This window comes from Rhodococcus ruber NBRC 15591 (assembly GCF_001894945.1).
In the GTDB taxonomy this organism is placed as follows: domain Bacteria; phylum Actinomycetota; class Actinomycetes; order Mycobacteriales; family Mycobacteriaceae; genus Rhodococcus; species Rhodococcus ruber.
On record NZ_BCXE01000016.1, the window covers coordinates 16984 to 33124 of the forward strand.

The window sequence follows — 16141 nt, forward strand, 5'->3', positions numbered from 1 at the left end:
CGAATCGACCCGCAAAGCGCAGCACATTACTCTGGAGGGGCGCTCGAGGCTCTCGCGCCCGCACGCTCCCCGTATACCCATGTCAGGAGACTTCTGCTCGTGTCGATCACAGACGAGATCCGCTCCCTCACCCAGGCAGTGCACCCCGCCGACTGGACCGACCTCGACACCAAGGCCGTCGACACCGCCCGCGTGCTCGCCGCCGACGCGGTCCAGAAGGTGGGCAACGGGCACCCCGGCACGGCGATGAGCCTTGCCCCCGTGGCCTACACGCTGTTCCAGAAAGTGATGCGGCACGACCCGACCGACCCGCACTGGGTGGGACGGGACCGGTTCGTGCTCTCGTGCGGACACTCGAGCCTGACGCTGTACATCCAGCTGTACCTGTCGGGGTACGGGCTCGAACTCGCCGACCTCGAGGCGCTGCGCACGTGGGGTTCGAAGACGCCGGGCCACCCCGAGTTCGGGCACACCGCGGGGGTGGAGATGACCACCGGCCCGCTCGGGCAGGGCCTGGCCTCCGCCGTGGGCATGGCGATGGCGGCGCGCCGGGAGCGCGGCCTGTTCGATCCGGACACCGCGACCGGCGCGAGCCCGTTCGACCACCACATCTACGTCCTCGCCTCCGACGGCGACATCGAAGAGGGCGTGACGTCGGAGGCCTCGTCCCTCGCGGGCGTGCAGCAGCTCGGCAACCTGATCGTCTTCTACGACGACAACAAGATCTCCATCGAGCACGACACGGCGATCGCCCTCGGTGAGGATGTCGCCCAGCGCTACGAGGCCTACGGCTGGCATGTGCAGACCGTCGAGGGCGGCGAGAACGTCACCGCGATCCTCGACGCCGTCGAGGCCGCCAAGGCCGTCACCGACAAGCCGTCGCTCGTCGTGCTGCGCACGATCATCGGCTACCCGGCGCCGACCAAGATGAACACCGGCGACGTGCACGGCGCCGCCCTCGGCGCCGAGGAGGTCGCCGCCGTCAAGACCGCCCTCGGGTTCGACCCGGAGCGGCACTTCGACGTCGACCCGGCGGTGATCGAGCACACCCGCGGCGTCGTCGAGCGCGGCGCGGCGGCCCGCACCGCATGGCAGGCCGAGTTCGACGCCTGGGCCGGCCGGGAGCCGCAGCGCAAGGAACTGTTCGACCGGTTGCAGGCCGGGGAGTTCCCCGCCGGCTGGACCGAGGTCCTGCCCACCTACGAGCCGGCCGCCAAGGGCCCGGCCACCCGTAAGGCGTCCGGCAGCGCCCTCGCCGCGCTCGGCCCGGTGCTGCCCGAGCTGTGGGGCGGTTCGGCCGACCTGGCGGGCTCGAACAACACCACGATCCCCGGCTCGGACTCGTTCGGCCCGGTGTCGATCTCCACGAAGGACTGGAACGCCCAGCCCTACGGGCGGACGCTGCACTTCGGTGTGCGCGAGCACGCGATGGGTTCGATCCTCAACGGCATCGCCCTGCACGGCCCGACCCGCCCCTACGGCGGCACCTTCCTGGTGTTCAGCGACTACATGCGTCCCGCCGTGCGGCTCGCCGCGCTCATGCAGACCCCGGCGATCTACGTGTGGACCCATGACTCGATCGGTCTCGGCGAGGACGGCCCGACCCATCAGCCGGTCGAGCACCTCACCGCGCTGCGCGCGATCCCGAATCTGGCCGTGATCCGTCCCGGCGACGCGAACGAGACCTCGTTCGCGTGGGCCGCGGCGCTGGAGAACAAGACCGGCCCGACCGCCCTGGCCCTGACCCGCCAGGATGTGCCGGTGCTCGCGGGCACCCGGGAGAAGGCCGCCGAGGGCCTGCCCCGCGGCGCGTACGTGCTCGCCGAGGCGTCCACCGGCACGCCCGAGGTGATCCTGCTCGGCACCGGCTCCGAGCTGCAGCTCGCCGTCGCCGCCCGCGAGGTACTCGAGGCCGACGGTGTGCCCACCCGCGTGGTCTCCGTGCCGGTCCTCGACTGGTTCCTCGAGCAGGACCAGGCGTACCGCGACGAGGTGCTCCCGCCGGCGGTGCGTGCGCGTGTCTCCGTCGAGGCCGGACTGGCGATGCCGTGGCACCGCCTGCTCGGCGACGCCGGCGAGGCCGTCTCGCTCGAGCACTTCGGCGCCTCCGCCGACCACAAGACCCTGTTCCGCGAGTTCGGCATCACCGCCGAGGCCGTCGTCGACGCCGCCCGCCGCTCGCTGACCCGAGTGAAGGGATGATCCCGATGACCCAGCAGGTAACCCAGAACGCGAATCTCGTCCAGCTCTCGGCCGCCGGGGTGTCCGTGTGGCTCGACGACCTGTCCCGGGACCGCATCGAGACCGGCAACCTCGCCGAGCTGATCGCCACCCGCAGCGTCGTGGGTGTGACCACCAACCCGTCGATCTTCCAGGCGGCGCTCAGCAAGGGCCACGTCTACGACGCCCAGGTCCGGGAGCTCGCGCTGGCCGGCGCCGATGTGGACACCACCATCCGCACCGTCACCACCGACGACGTGCGCTCCGCGTGCGACGTCCTGGCCCCGGTGTTCGAGGCCAGCGACGGTGTCGACGGCCGGGTCTCCATCGAGGTCGACCCGCGGCTGGCGCACTCCACCGACGCGACCGTGCAGCAGGCGATCGAGCTGTGGCGCATCGTGGACCGGCCCAATCTGCTCATCAAGATCCCCGCGACGGTGGCCGGCCTGCCGGCCATCGCCCGCGTGATCGGCGAGGGCATCAGCGTGAACGTGACGCTGATCTTCTCGGTCGAGCGCTACGAACGGGTCATCGAGGCCTATCTGGACGGTCTGACCGCCGCCAAGTCGGCCGGGCACGAGCTGTCGACGATCCACTCGGTGGCCTCGTTCTTCGTCTCCCGCGTCGACACCGAGATCGACGCGCGGCTCGACGCGATCGGCACCCCCGAGGCGCTGGCACTGCGCGGCAAGGCCGGCGTCGCCAACGCCCGCCTGGCGTACGCGGCGTACCGCCGGGCGTTCGAGTCCGGGGCCCGGTTCGAGCAGCTCGCCGCGGCCGGTGCGCGTCCGCAGCGCGCCCTGTGGGCGTCGACCGGGGTGAAGAACCCCGACTACTCGGACACCCTGTACGTCACCGAACTGGTCGCCCCGAACACGGTCAACACGATGCCGGAGAAGACCCTCGAGGCCGTCGCCGACCACGGCGAGGTCACCGGCGACACGGTCACCGGTACCGAGAAGGCGGCCGAGAACGTGTTCTCCGCGCTGTCGACGATCGGGGTGAACCTGCCCGAGGTGTTCCGCAAGCTCGAGGACGAGGGCGTCGAGAAGTTCGAGGTGTCCTGGAACGAGCTGCTCGCCGCCACCTCCGAGCAGCTGATCGCGCACGGCGCGAAGAGCTGACGCGGTGCGCGGACCCGAGACGGCGGCGTGGGTCAATCCACTCCGGGACGAGCGTGATCGTCGGCTACCCCGGATCGCCGGGCCGTGTGCCCTGGTGATCTTCGGGGTCACCGGCGACCTCGCCCGCCGCAAGCTGATGCCGGCGGTGTACGACCTGGCCAACCGCGGTCTGCTGCCGCCCGGGTTCGCGCTCGTCGGCTTCGCGCGACGGGACTGGGCCGACGAGGACTTCGGTCAGGTCGTGCACGATGCCGTGAAGGCCAACTCGCGCACCAAGTTCCGGGAGGAGGTGTGGAACCGTCTGGCCGAGGGCATCCGGTTCGTGCAGGGCAGCTTCGACGACGACGCCGCGTTCACCGAACTCGCCTCGACGCTGGCCGAGCTGGACAAGGCCCGCGGCACGGGCGGCAACCACGCCTTCTACCTGTCCATCCCGCCGAACGCGTTCCCGGTGGTGTCCGCACAGCTCAAACGGTCCGGACTCGCGATCGCGCAAGACGGCACCTGGAGCCGGGTGATCATCGAGAAGCCGTTCGGTCACGACCTGACGAGCGCCCAGGAACTGAACCGGCTGGTCGCCGCGGTGTTCCCCGAGGAGGCGGTGTTCCGCATCGACCACTACCTCGGCAAGGAGACGGTGCAGAACATCCTGGCGCTGCGATTCGCGAATCAGCTGTTCGATCCGCTGTGGAACGCGCACTACGTCGACCACGTGCAGATCACGATGGCGGAGGACATCGGTCTCGGCGGCCGCGCCGGCTACTACGACGGCATCGGCGCCGCCCGGGACGTGATCCAGAACCACCTGCTGCAGCTGCTCGCGTTCATCGCGATGGAGGAACCGATCAGCTTCGACCCGGCGGAGTTGCGGGCGGAGAAGATCAAGGTGCTGTCCGCGACCCGGCTCGCCGAGCCCCTCGACGAGACCACCGCGCGCGGCCAGTACATCGCCGGCTGGCAGAACGGCGGGCAGGTCGTCGGTCTGCACGAGGAGCAGGGCTTCGCCGCCGACTCGACCACCGAGACCTACGCGGCGATCACCTGCGAGATCGACACCCGCCGCTGGGCCGGAGTGCCGTTCTACCTGCGCACCGGCAAGCGTCTGGGCCGGCGCGTCACCGAGATCGCGATCGTGTTCAAGCGGGCCCCGCACCTGCCGTTCGACCAGACGATGACCACCGAGCTCGGCCAGAACGCCCTCGTCATCCGCGTGCAGCCCGACGAGGGGGTCACCCTCCGCTTCGGTTCCAAGGTGCCCGGCTCGAGCATGGAGGTCCGCGACGTCAACATGGACTTCAGCTACGGCCAGGCGTTCACCGAGTCCTCCCCCGAGGCGTACGAGCGGCTGATCCTCGACGTGCTGCTCGGCGTGCCGTCGCTCTTCCCTGTCGACGACGAGGTCGAGCTGTCGTGGAGGATCCTCGACCCGGTGCTCGAGCGCTGGGCGGCGCACGGCAAGCCCGAGCCGTACGAGGCCGGCACCTGGGGGCCGTCGTCGGCCGACGAGATGCTCCGCCGCTCGGGCCGCGAATGGAGACGCCCGTGAGGATGCAGCTGCGCAACGCCACCGCGATCGACATCAGCAAACAGCTCGTCCAGCTGCGGCAGACCGGCGGCATCGTCACGCAGGGGCGCGTGCTCACCCTGGTGGTGTGCACCGACGGTCCACGCGGCCTCGAGGCCGCGATCACCGCGGCCATCGGGGCGTCGCGGGAGCATCCGTGCCGCGTGATCGTCGTCGGCCGCGGCCGCGCGGGCGACGAACCGCGCATGGATGCGGAGATCCGCATAGGCGGTGACGCCGGGGCCTCGGAGGTGCTGATCCTCGCGTTGCACGGCCCGCTCGCCGACCACCAGGAATCGGTGATCGTGCCGTTCCTGCTGCCGGACACCCCGGTGGTGGTGTGGTGGCCGAACACCCCTCCCGAGGTGCCGGCGGCGGACCCGGTGGGGCGGCTCGCCGTGCGACGCCTGACCGATGCGACGAACTCGTCGCGCCCGATGACCGAGATCGTCTCGCGGCTGTCCGGCTACACCCCCGGCGACACCGACCTCGCGTGGGGCCGGATCACGTATTGGCGGGCGCTGCTCGTCTCCGCGCTCGACCAGCCACCGTTCGAGCCGGTCGAGTCGGCGCTGGTATCGGGACTCGGCAGCGAACCGGCGGTGGATCTGCTCGCGGGCTGGCTCGCGAGCCGTATCGACGGCCCGGTGCACCGCGCGGTGGGCGATCTGCGGGTCGAGTTGCGCACCCGAACCCAGACGATCTCGCTCGAGCGGCCTCAGGACGGGCGCGTGGCCACGCTGCGGCGCACCGGCAAACCCGATTCGCTGATCACGCTCGCACGCCGCGACTCCTCGGAATGCCTCGCCGAGGAACTGCGGCGGCTCGATCCCGACGAGGTGTACCACGCGGCCCTGACGGCCCTGTCGAAGGTGGAATATGTCTGACGCGCGCCACATCTCCGGGAACGTCCACGTGCGGCGCTTCGAGTCGGGCGACGAGCTCGCGCGGGCGGCCGCCGCAGCGTTCGTCGAGACCGTGGTCGCCGCGCAGCGCGACCGCGGCCACGCCGCGGTGGTGCTGACCGGCGGCGGCACCGGCATCGCCGTGCTCGACGCGGTCCTGCGGGCTCCCGGCGGAATCGACTGGTCCGCGGTCGACGTGTACTTCGGCGACGAGCGGTACCTGCCGCCGGGCGATCCCGAGCGCAACGAGGTCCAGGCCCGCGCGGCGCTGCTCGACCACGTGCCGCTCGATCCGGCGCGGGTGCACGCGATGCCCACCCTCGACGAGGCCGGGGCCGGTTCCCCCGAGTCGGCGGCCCGCGCGTACGCGCAGGTGCTCGCCGCGAACTCCTCCGACGGCAGCACCCCCGAGTTCGACGTGCACCTGCTGGGGATGGGCGGCGAGGGACACGTCAACTCGCTGTTCCCGCACACCGACGCGGTGCGCGAGCAGGATCGCTTCGTCGTCGGCGTCGACGACTCCCCCAAGCCGCCCGCCGCGCGGGTCACGCTCACCCTCCCGGCGGTCCGCCGTGCCCGGCAGGTGTGGCTCCTCGTCACCGGCGCGGCCAAGGCCGAGGCCGTCGCGGCCGCGGTGGGCGGCGCCGACGCGGTGGACATCCCGGCCGCCGGGGCGCGGGGCCGCGAACAGACCGTGTGGTTCCTCGACACGGAGGCCGCCGCGGCGCTGCCCGCGGGCTGACCGTCACCACCGCCGCCCGTCCCGGTCGGGTCCGCCGGACCGCGGATCCGGGGGCACACGGCCGTCGGTCACGCCGCAACGCAGGCGTGCCGCCCAGCTCGGATTGCGGGTCGCGCGCAGCCCGGTGAGGCGGCCACGGCGGCATCGCTCCGTCCTACGGTCCATCGCGAAGCTCCTCCCCTACGGTGTTCCCTGCCCAGTTCGGTGTTCCCAGTTCCGTGTTCCCTGCCCAGTTCGACGCCGCGGCCACCCCCGCGGTTCCCGCGGGACGGCCCGGCGCATACCCGGCGGGCTGCGCTCCGGCGGACCACAATGGGGACAGCACTGCGTGGAAAGGAGCCTTCGATGAGCACCCCGACCACCGTCCTGGGCGAGATCCGGCCCGAGCACGGCTGTCCGGACGGGTCCTCCCTCGTCACCCTGCACTACGTGCGCAGCTTCGCCCTGCCGGTCGGCGAGGTGTGGGCGGCGCTGACCGACCGGCTCGAACACTGGTACGGACGGTGGACGGGCGACCCCGCCTCGGGACGGGTGCAGCTGACGATGACCGACGAGCACGACACGGCGACGACGGACGTGCGGATCCTGCGCTGCGACCCGCCCCACGTCCTCGTCGTCGACCAGGACGGGTGGCAACTCGAGCTCACGACGAAGCAGGTGGGGGTCGTCACCACCCTCGAGTTCTCGCACCGGCACGTCCCGCGGTCGGAGACCTCGGAGATCGGTCCCGGCTGGCAGTACTACCTCGACCGGCTCGACGCCGTGCTCGGCGGCCGGGCCCTGCCGCACTGGGAGGGCTACCTCGAACTCGCCGACGAGTATCGGTGAGTCGCGCCCGATTCCGGTGATCACCGGCCTGCGCCGGCAACGTCCTCTACGCTCGGGGCACCGCGCAACTTCCGGGGAGGACGGCGGCCATGAGCGCTTCCGGTGCCAGCGAGACCACTCGGCGGAACCTGCAGGCCGCGGCGGCCACGCTGCCCGCGGACGACGGGCAGGACTTCGAGGATGCGACGCGCGGGTTCGTCGGCCGCAGCGAGCAACGGACGATCACCACCGCGGACGGACGCGTGGTGTGGGACCTCGACGCCTACGCGTTCCTCGACGGGCCCGCCCCGCCGACGGCGCATCCGAGTCTGTGGCGGCAGAGCCGGCTGCTCACCGAGGACGGCCTGTTCGAGGTGGTGCCGGGGATCTACCAGTTGCGCGGGTTCGACCTGTCGGTGATGACCGTCGTCGAGGGTGACACCGGGGTGATCGTGATCGACCCGCTGATCAGCGCGGAGACCGCCGCGGCGGCGCTGACGCTGTACCGGCGGCACCGCGGCGACCGGCCCGTGTCCGGAATGATCTACACCCACTCCCATGTCGACCACTTCGGTGGCGTCGAGGGGGTGCTCGACGCGGAACTCGTCGCGGCCGGGACGGTCCCGGTCGTCGCCCCGGCCGGGTTCCTCGAACATGCGGTGTCGGAGAACCTGTTCGCGGGCACGGCGATGTCGCGGCGCTCGGGTTACATGTACGGGGCGGCGCTCGGGAAGGGGCCGGCCGGTCAGATCGGTGCCGGGCTGGGCCAGACCACGTCGGCCGGCACCGTCACGCTCATCGCGCCGACCGTCGACATCACCGCGACCGGGCAGGAGCTCACCGTCGACGGGGTACGGATGGTCTTCCAGCTGACCCCCGGCACCGAGGCCCCCGCCGAGACGAACATCTGGTTCCCCGAGCGGCGCGCGCTGTGCGCGGCCGAGAATGCCACCCACACCATGCACAACATCCTCACGTTGCGCGGTGCGGTGGTGCGCGACGCGCACGCCTGGGGCCACTACCTCAACGAGACGATCGGCCTGTGGGGCGACGCGCTCGAGGTCGTGTTCGCCTCGCACCACTGGCCGACCTGGGGCCGGGAGCGAGCGCTCGAATTCCTCGCCGTGCAGCGCGACATGTACCTGTACCTGCACGATCAGACGGTGCGGATGATGAATCAGGGCCTCGTGGGCGCGGAGATCGCCGAACGGTTCGAGTTGCCCCCGGCCCTGGCGGCGGCGTGGCACACCCACGGCTACTACGGCTCGGTGAGCCACAACGTCAAGGCGATCTACCAGCGGTACATGGGGTGGTACGACGGCAACCCCGCCAACCTGTGGGCCCATCCCCCGGCCGAGGCCGCCCGCCGGTACGTCGACGCCATGGGCGGCGCCGACGCCGCCCTCGCCGTCGCGCGAGGTGCCTTCGAGGAGGGCGACTACCGCTGGGTGCTCGAGGTCTGCAAACATCTGCTGTTCACCGACGACACCGATCAGGCCGCCCGGGACCTGCAGGCCGACGCGATGGAGCAACTCGCGTACGGCGCCGAGAACGGCACCTGGCGCTGCGTCTATCTGGCCGGCGCGAAGGAACTCCGCGAGGGAATCTTCGGGTCGCCGGTGCAGTCCTCGGGCGACTTCCTCGATGCGCTGACCGTCCCGCAGCTGTTCGACAGCCTGGCGGTGCGGGTGGACGGACCCCGCGCGTGGGATCTGCAGCTGGTGATCACGTGGGTCCTGACCGACCTCGGGACCACGTATCTCACGGAACTGCGCCACGGCGTGCTCAACCATCGGACCGTGCCCGAGCCGCCGCCGGACAGCACCGTGTTCACCCTCACCCGCCGCGCCCTGATCGGTGCCCTCACCGGGCAGCTGGATGCGGCGGCGGCCCTCGCGGACGGGACGATCGCGGTGACGGGCGACCCGACAGTGGTGGCCCGGCTCGTCGAGGTACTCGCACCGGTGGATCCGGACTTCGCGATCGTCACGCCCTGACGTCCGCCTCGGCCGGACCTGCGGTGCACGCGCCGCGGGTCAGCCGGGCCGGAGGACGCCGAAGTCGCCGAGGTCGTGGGAGATGGTGAAGGTGCGCGACGTCAGGCGCCAGCCGTCCCGGGTGCGGACCCACCGGTCGTCGTACTCGCCGAAGCACTCGTAGCTCGCCCCGGCGGCCGGGCCCGCGCCCACGTGGTGGACGCGGGCGTACGTCAGCGACCGGGCCCGGTCGCCGTCGACCTCGATGCGGTGGTTGCCCAGCAAGTGCTGCGAGGGTCCGCAGCCGCCGAGATGGGCGCGGACCACGGCGACGATGCCGTCGCGCCCCGCCGCGCCGTAGCCGGTCGCGGAGTCGGTGAAGGCGGCACCGAGACCGGCCCAGTCCCGGCGGTCGAGGGCGGAGGCGAGTTCGGCGAGCCGTTCGACGATCTGTTCGCGGTCATGAGTCACCCGTCCAGGTGTAGCGGGTCACGGCCGTTCGGCGCGCCGTCGTCCCGCTGAGCGGGCAGCTCCGGCCGGTCCGGCCCGGCCGGACCGGCCGCTGCCGCCCCGGCCTGCTGCCCGGCGCTAGCCGCTGTTCCGCAGCGCGGTCGCGAGGCCGTTCATCGTCAGCTGGATGCCGCGGCGGACCCGGTCGGTGTCCTCCCCCGCCCGGAACCGGCGCAGCAACTCGACCTGCAGGTGGTTCAGCGGCTCGAGGTACGGGAAGCGGTTGTGCACCGACCGGGCGAGCGCCGGGTTGTCCGCGGTGAGCTCGGAGTGCCCCGTGATCGCCAGGTAGACGCGCACGGTGCGCTCGTGTTCCGCGGTGATCTTGTCGAACACCCGGTCCCGCAGGTCCGGGTCCGGCACCAGTTCGGCGTAGCGCGCCGCGAGACCGAGGTCGGACTTGGCCAGCACCATCGCCATGTTGGACAGCACGGTGCGGAAGAACGGCCAGCGCCGATACAGGCCGGTGAGGGTGGCCAGGCGCGCCTCGTCGCCCGCGATCCAGGTCTCGACGGCCGTCCCGGTGCCGTACCAGCCGGGCAGCATGACACGGGACTGGGTCCATGCCAGCACCCAGGGGATCGCCCGCAGGTCGGCGATCGACGACGTCGGCTTGCGCGAGGTGGGCCGGCTGCCGATGTTCAGGGCCCCGATCTCCGCGACCGGCGTGGCCGTCCGGAAGTACTCGACGAAGCCCGGGGTCTCGTGCACGAGATCGCTGTAGGCGGCGCGGGCAAGTTCGGCGAGCTCGTCGAGCACCGCGTACGCCGGGCCGGCGTCGCTGCCGAGTCCCTCGACGTCGAGGAGGGTGGACTCGAGGGTCGCGGCGACGAGGGACTCGAGATTGCGGCGCGCCAGCTTCGGCTCGGCGTACTTCGCCGCGATCACCTCGCCCTGCTCGGTCAGGCGCAGCGAGCCGGCGACGGCCCCGGGCGGCTGCGCAAGGATCGCGTCGTAGCTCGGTCCGCCGCCGCGACCGACGGTGCCGCCGCGGCCGTGGAACAGGCGCAGCCGGATCCCGGCGGTGCGCGCGGCCTCCACCAGGTCGAGTTCGGCCCGGTACAGCGCCCAGTTCGCGGCGAGGTAGCCGCCGTCCTTGTTCGAGTCCGAATAGCCCAGCATGACCTCCTGGACCCCGCCGGCGGAGTCGACGAGGTTGCGGAACTCGGGGACGGCGAGGGCGGCGGTGAGGATCTCGGCGCCGTGCCGCAGATCGTCGATGGTCTCGAACAGCGGGATCACCGCGACCGGGCAGCGCGGCCCGGCGATGTCGTGCTCGACGAGGCCGGCCTCGTCGAGCAGAACCAGCGCCTCGAGCAGATCCGAGACCGAGCTGCACATGCTGACGATGTAGTGCGGCACGGCATCCGGGCCCAACCGGGTCACGGCGTCGGCGGCGGCACGGAGCACGCCGAGTTCACGGGCGGTGTCGGCGCCGAGCCGCGCGCCGGGCGCGCTGAGGGGACGGCGGGTGCGCAGTTCGGCCGCGAGCAGCGCGACCTTCTCCTCCTCGGGCAGCGCCGGGTAGTCGTCGGTGACACCGGCCCAGCTGAACAGTTCGGCGATCACCCGGCCGTGCACCTCCGCGTTCTGCCGCAGGTCGAGGGAGGCGAGGTGGAAGCCGAAAGCCTCGACGGCGCCGCGCACGTGCGCGAGCCGGTCGTCGGCGAGGACCGCGCTGCCGCCGGCGCGCAGGGCGGCGTCGAGGATGTCGAGGTCGGCGAGCAGTTCGGCGGGCGTGTCGTAGGCGGTCAGCCGGCTCGGCACCGCGTGCGGCGGTGGGTCGTCGAGCAGTCGCGCCGCGGTGGCGGTCAGGCGGCCCCGGATGCCGCGCAGCGCGCGGCGGTACGGTTCGTCGGCGCGCGACGGGGCGGCGTCACCGGAGGCGTCGGCGAGGCGGGCCAGGTCGTCGGTGACGCGGACCAGACGTGCGGACATCGACAGCTCCTGCTCGAGCCGTTCGAGCTCGGCGAGGTGATGGCCGAGGGCGGTCGCGGCGGCCCGGTCGGTGGCGCGGTGGACGACCTCGGCGGTGACGTTGGGGTTGCCGTCGCGGTCGCCGCCGATCCAGGTTCCGGTGCGCACCAACGGGTCCGGCAGCAGCGGGACGCCGGGCCAGCGTTCGCGCAGGGCGCGCCGGACCTCGGCGTTGAGGGCCGGGACGACGCGGAACAGGGCGGCGTCGTAGTAGCGCAGGCCCACTTCGATCTCGTCCTGGATGCGCAGGCGGGCGAGCCGGATGAGGGCGGTCTGCCACAGGGTGAGGATCTGCCGCCACAGGTGCAGGTCGATGTCGGATCGCTCGTCGGGTTCGGCGCGTTCGCGGCGGCGCATGAGATCGGTGATGCGGGTCTGCACGTCGAAGACGGTGCGGCGGCGGGTCTCGGTGGGGTGGGCGGTGATCACCGGGGAGACGAGGGCGCCGTCGAGCGCGGCGGCGACCTCGGCGGGGTCGAGTTCGGCGGCGTCGAGCTTGCGGTAGGTGGCGGCCAGGGAGCTGTCCTGTGCCGGCTCCCCGGCGCGCACGTGCACGGCGCGGCGGCGTTCCCGGTGCAGGTCCTCGGCGAGGTTCGCCAGCAGCGCGAAGTGGCTGAAGGCCCGGATGACGGGGAGGGTGTCGTCGGTGGGGACGTCGGCGAACATCGCCGCGAGTTCGGCGCGGTCGATCTCGGAGCGGCGCACGCGGAAGCTCTCGACGCGGGCGCGTTCGACGAGGGCGAAGAGGTGCTCGCCGGCCTGTTCGCGGACGATGCGGCCCAGTATCCCGCCGAGCAGCCGGATGTCCTGGCGCAGAGGTTCGGTGGCGGAGCGGGACCCGGAGGGGTCGGCCGGGCGGGCGGTATCCGTCATCCGGTCAGTATCGCGGCCGACGCACGACGGCGCGACCCGGAAGTCCGGGTCGCGCCGTCGTGCGCAGTGCTCAGCTGAACTTGATCTGCAGGCCGATGCCGAGGATGGCGATCAGCCAGACGATGCCGGTGAACACGGTCAGCCGGTCGAGGTTCTTCTCGGCGACACTGGAGCCGGACAGGCTGGACTGGACACCGCCACCGAACAGGGTGGACAGACCGCCGCCCTTGCCGCGGTGCAGCAGCACGAGCAGGATCAGCAGCAGGCTGGTGGTGATCAGCAGGATGTCGAGGAACAGTGCCATGGCGCCAGACTACAGGGCGCCGTCGCGGCGCCCTTCCGGGCCTCGGGGGATCCGGAAGGGCACCGCGGGTGCCTTACAGCGGCCCGCCCGCGGCGATGGCGGACAGCTGGGCGAACTCGTCGGCCTTGAGCGAGGCACCGCCGACGAGACCGCCGTCGATGTCGAGCTGGGCGATCAGTTCGCCGACGTTCTTGGCGTTGACCGAGCCGCCGTAGAGCACGCGGACGGCGTCGGCGGTCTCCGGGGAGGCGAGCTCGGCGAGGGTGGCGCGTACCGCCGCGCACACCTCCTGGGCGTCGGCGGCCGAGGCCACCTTGCCGGTGCCGATGGCCCAGACCGGCTCGTACGCGACGACGATCTTCGCGATGTCGTCGGACGAGAGCCCCGCGAGGGATCCGCGCAGCTGGGCGACGTTGTGGGACACGTGCTGACCGGCTTCGCGGATGTCGAGGCCTTCGCCGATGCACACGATCGGGGTCAGGCCGTGCCGCAACGCCGCCTTGGTCTTGGCGAGGACGATCTCGTCGGTCTCGCCGTGCAGGGTGCGTCGCTCCGAGTGGCCGACCACCACGTAGGTGCACCCCAGCTTGGCCAGCATCGCGCCGCTGATCTCTCCGGTGTAGGCACCCGAGTCGTGGGCCGAGACGTCCTGCGCACCGTAGGTGAGCAGCAGCTTGTCGCCCTCGATCAGCGTCTGCACGCTGCGGATGTCGGTGAACGGCGGCAGCACCGTCACGTCCACCTTCTCGAGGTACTTCTCCGGCAGCGCGAAGGCGATCTTCTGCACGAGGGCGATGGCCTCGAGGTGGTTGAGGTTCATCTTCCAGTTGCCGGCGATGAGCGGCTTTCGGGTCATCTCAGGCCTCCGGTGCGGTGTCGTCGAGGGCGCTGATCCCGGGCAGCTCCTTGCCCTCGAGGTATTCGAGGGAGGCGCCGCCGCCGGTGGAGATGTGGGAGAACCCGTCCTCGGGGAGGCCGAGCAGACGCACGGCCGCGGCCGAGTCGCCGCCGCCGACGACGCTGAACGCGCCGGAGCGGGTGGCCTCGACGATCGCCTCGGCGACCCCCTTGGTGCCGGCCGCGAACTTCTCGAACTCGAACACGCCCATCGGGCCGTTCCAGAACACGGTCTTGGCGCCGGTGAGGTACTGGGCGAACCGGGCCACCGACTCGGGTCCGATGTCCAGGCCCATCCAGCCGTCGGGGATCTCGGTGGTGGGCACCGTCTTCGCCTCGGCGTCGGCGGCGAAGGAGTCGGCGACGACCACGTCCTGCGGGATGTGGATGACGTCGCCGAACCGCTCGAGCAGGTCCTTGCACGTCTCGGTCATCGATTCCTCGAGCAGCGAGTTGCCCACCGGGATGCCTTGCGCGGCAAGGAAGGTGAAGCACATACCGCCACCGATGACGAGGGTGTCGACCTTGGGGGCGAGGGCTTCGATGACGGCGAGCTTGTCGGAGACCTTCGAGCCGCCGAGCACCACCGCGTAGGGCCGCTCCGGGTCGCTCGTGAGCTTGGCGAGGACCTCGACTTCGGCGGCGACGAGGTTGCCCGCGTAGTGCGGGAGCAGCTTCGCCACGTCGTACACCGAGGCCTGCTTGCGGTGCACCACGCCGAAGCCGTCGGAGACGAAAGCCCCGTCGTCGCCGACGAGTTCGACGAGGTCGCGGGCCAGCGCCTGCCGCTGCGCCTCGTCCTTGCTGGTTTCGCGCGGATCGAAGCGAATGTTCTCGAGCAGGAGGATGTCGCCGTCGGTCAGGCCTTCCGAGCGGGCCAGCGCGTCCTGCCCGACGACGTCGCCGGCGAGCTGGACGTTGCGGCCGAGCACGTCGCCGAGTTTCGCCGCGACCGGGGCGAGGGAGAACTTCGGATCGGGCTCGCCCTTGGGCCGGCCCAGGTGGGCGGTGACGACGACCTTCGCGCCCGCCTCGGCGAGCGCGGCGATCGTCGGGGCGGACGCGATGATGCGACCGGGGTCGGTGATCGTCGCGCCGTCCAGCGGGACGTTGAGGTCCGAGCGCACCAGCACGCCACGGCCCTCGACGCCGGCGGCGAGCAGATCCTCGAGAGTCTGAACTGCCACTGTTCGACTGTCCTGTTCGGTCAGAGGGACTTCGAGACCAGGCCGATGAGGTCGACCAGGCGGTTGGAGTAGCCCCACTCGTTGTCGTACCAGGAGACGATCTTGACCTGGTCGTCGATGACCTTGGTCAGGCCGGCGTCGTAGATCGACGAGTGCGGATCGGTGACGATGTCCGAGGAGACGATCTCGTCCTCGGTGTACTTGAGGATGCCCTTGAGCGGGCCCTCGGCGGCCGCCTTCATCGCCGCGTTGATCTCCTCGACGGAGGCCGGGGTGGCGAGGTTGGCGGTCAGGTCGGTGACCGAGCCGGTGGGGATCGGCACGCGCAGGGCGTAGCCGTCGAGCTTGCCGACCAGCTGCGGCAGGACGAGACCGATGGCCTTGGCGGCGCCGGTGCCGGTGGGCACGACGTTCAGGGCGGCGGCGCGGGCGCGGCGCAGATCCTTGTGCGGGCCGTCCTGCAGGTTCTGGTCCTGGGTGTAGGCGTGGACCGTGGTCATCAGGCCCTTGACGATGCCGAAGCTGTCGTCGAGGACCTTGGCGATCGGTCCGAGGCAGTTGGTGGTGCACGAGGCGTTGGAGATGATGTTCTGGCTGCCGTCGTACTTGTCGTCGTTGACACCCATCACGACGGTGAGGTCCTCGCCCTTGGCGGGCGCCGAGATGATCACCTTCTTGGCGCCGGCGTCGAGGTGACCCTTCGCCTTCGACGCGTCGGTGAAGATGCCCGTCGACTCGACGACGACGTCGACGCCCAGGTCGCCCCACGGCAGCGCGGCCGGGCCTTCCTTGACCTCGAGGGCCTTGATCCGGTGGTCGCCGACGACGATGGTGTCCTCACCGTCGAGGCTGACATCCTGCGGCAGCCGGCCGAGGATCGAGTCGTACTTGAGCAGGTGGGCCAGAGTCGCGTTGTCGGTGAGGTCGTTGACCGCGACGATCTCGATGTCGGTGGTGCCGAGCGCCTTCTGCGCCTCGACAGCCCGGAAGAAGTTACGTCCGATACGACCGAAGCCGTTCACGCCTACCCGGACAGTCACAATTACGCTCCTTTG

13 protein-coding genes are annotated in these 16141 nt (G+C 71.4%); 7 read left to right on the top strand and 6 right to left on the bottom strand.

What is annotated here, in order from left to right; genetic code table 11:
• The first annotated feature begins 99 nt into the window (after window positions 1-99).
• From tkt to RR3_RS10465, 7 genes are all read left to right on the top strand, one after another.
• Window positions 100-2202: a transketolase gene (tkt, locus tag RR3_RS10435; RefSeq protein WP_064066457.1), complete on the top strand. Its 2103-nt coding sequence runs from the start codon at window positions 100-102 to the stop codon at window positions 2200-2202.
• A 5-nt stretch (window positions 2203-2207) separates the two neighbouring features.
• Window positions 2208-3344, top strand: coding sequence for a transaldolase (gene tal / locus RR3_RS10440; RefSeq protein ID WP_026138081.1), 1137 nt, complete (start codon window positions 2208-2210; stop codon window positions 3342-3344).
• A 4-nt stretch (window positions 3345-3348) separates the two neighbouring features.
• Window positions 3349-4890: a glucose-6-phosphate dehydrogenase gene (gene zwf / locus RR3_RS10445; protein WP_064066456.1), complete on the top strand. Its 1542-nt coding sequence runs from the start codon at window positions 3349-3351 to the stop codon at window positions 4888-4890.
• Window positions 4887-5795 carry a glucose-6-phosphate dehydrogenase assembly protein OpcA gene (opcA, locus tag RR3_RS10450; RefSeq protein WP_371851032.1) on the top strand — a complete coding sequence of 303 codons (909 nt, stop codon included), beginning with the start codon at window positions 4887-4889 and terminating at the stop codon, window positions 5793-5795. Before zwf ends, opcA begins: the two co-directional genes overlap by 4 nt.
• Window positions 5788-6555, top strand: coding sequence for a 6-phosphogluconolactonase (gene pgl, locus RR3_RS10455; protein ID WP_010595097.1), 768 nt, complete (start codon window positions 5788-5790; stop codon window positions 6553-6555). Before opcA ends, pgl begins: the two co-directional genes overlap by 8 nt.
• 345 nt (window positions 6556-6900) lie before the next feature.
• The gene (locus RR3_RS10460) at window positions 6901-7383 is read left to right on the top strand and encodes an SRPBCC domain-containing protein (RefSeq protein ID WP_010595098.1); all 483 of its coding nucleotides are present in this window, start codon (window positions 6901-6903) and stop codon (window positions 7381-7383) included.
• An 89-nt stretch (window positions 7384-7472) separates the two neighbouring features.
• Window positions 7473-9359, top strand: coding sequence for an alkyl/aryl-sulfatase (locus RR3_RS10465; protein ID WP_017682093.1), 1887 nt, complete (start codon window positions 7473-7475; stop codon window positions 9357-9359).
• 39 nt (window positions 9360-9398) lie between these two features.
• On the opposite strand, the gene RR3_RS10470 is transcribed toward RR3_RS10465, so the two are convergent.
• The 6 genes from RR3_RS10470 to gap form a co-directional block, all read right to left on the bottom strand.
• Window positions 9399-9809 (bottom strand): nuclear transport factor 2 family protein, encoded by a 411-nt coding sequence (locus RR3_RS10470; protein WP_040271526.1) that lies wholly within the window; start codon window positions 9807-9809, stop codon window positions 9399-9401.
• A gap of 117 nt (window positions 9810-9926) precedes the next feature.
• Window positions 9927-12698, bottom strand: a complete 2772-nt coding sequence (gene ppc, locus RR3_RS10475; RefSeq protein ID WP_064066455.1) for a phosphoenolpyruvate carboxylase — start codon at window positions 12696-12698, stop codon at window positions 9927-9929.
• A gap of 70 nt (window positions 12699-12768) precedes the next feature.
• A complete protein-coding gene (gene secG / locus RR3_RS10480) occupies window positions 12769-13002 on the bottom strand; it encodes a preprotein translocase subunit SecG (RefSeq protein WP_003939471.1) in 234 nt (77 codons plus the stop codon).
• A 73-nt stretch (window positions 13003-13075) separates the two neighbouring features.
• Window positions 13076-13858 carry a triose-phosphate isomerase gene (gene tpiA, locus RR3_RS10485; RefSeq protein ID WP_010595102.1) on the bottom strand — a complete coding sequence of 261 codons (783 nt, stop codon included), beginning with the start codon at window positions 13856-13858 and terminating at the stop codon, window positions 13076-13078.
• 1 nt (window position 13859) lies between these two features.
• Window positions 13860-15086, bottom strand: a complete 1227-nt coding sequence (locus RR3_RS10490) for a phosphoglycerate kinase (protein WP_010595103.1) — start codon at window positions 15084-15086, stop codon at window positions 13860-13862.
• Window positions 15087-15106: 20 nt separating this feature from the next.
• Window positions 15107-16126, bottom strand: a complete 1020-nt coding sequence (gene gap, locus RR3_RS10495; RefSeq protein ID WP_010595104.1) for a type I glyceraldehyde-3-phosphate dehydrogenase — start codon at window positions 16124-16126, stop codon at window positions 15107-15109.
• Window positions 16127-16141: the final 15 nt, after the last annotated feature.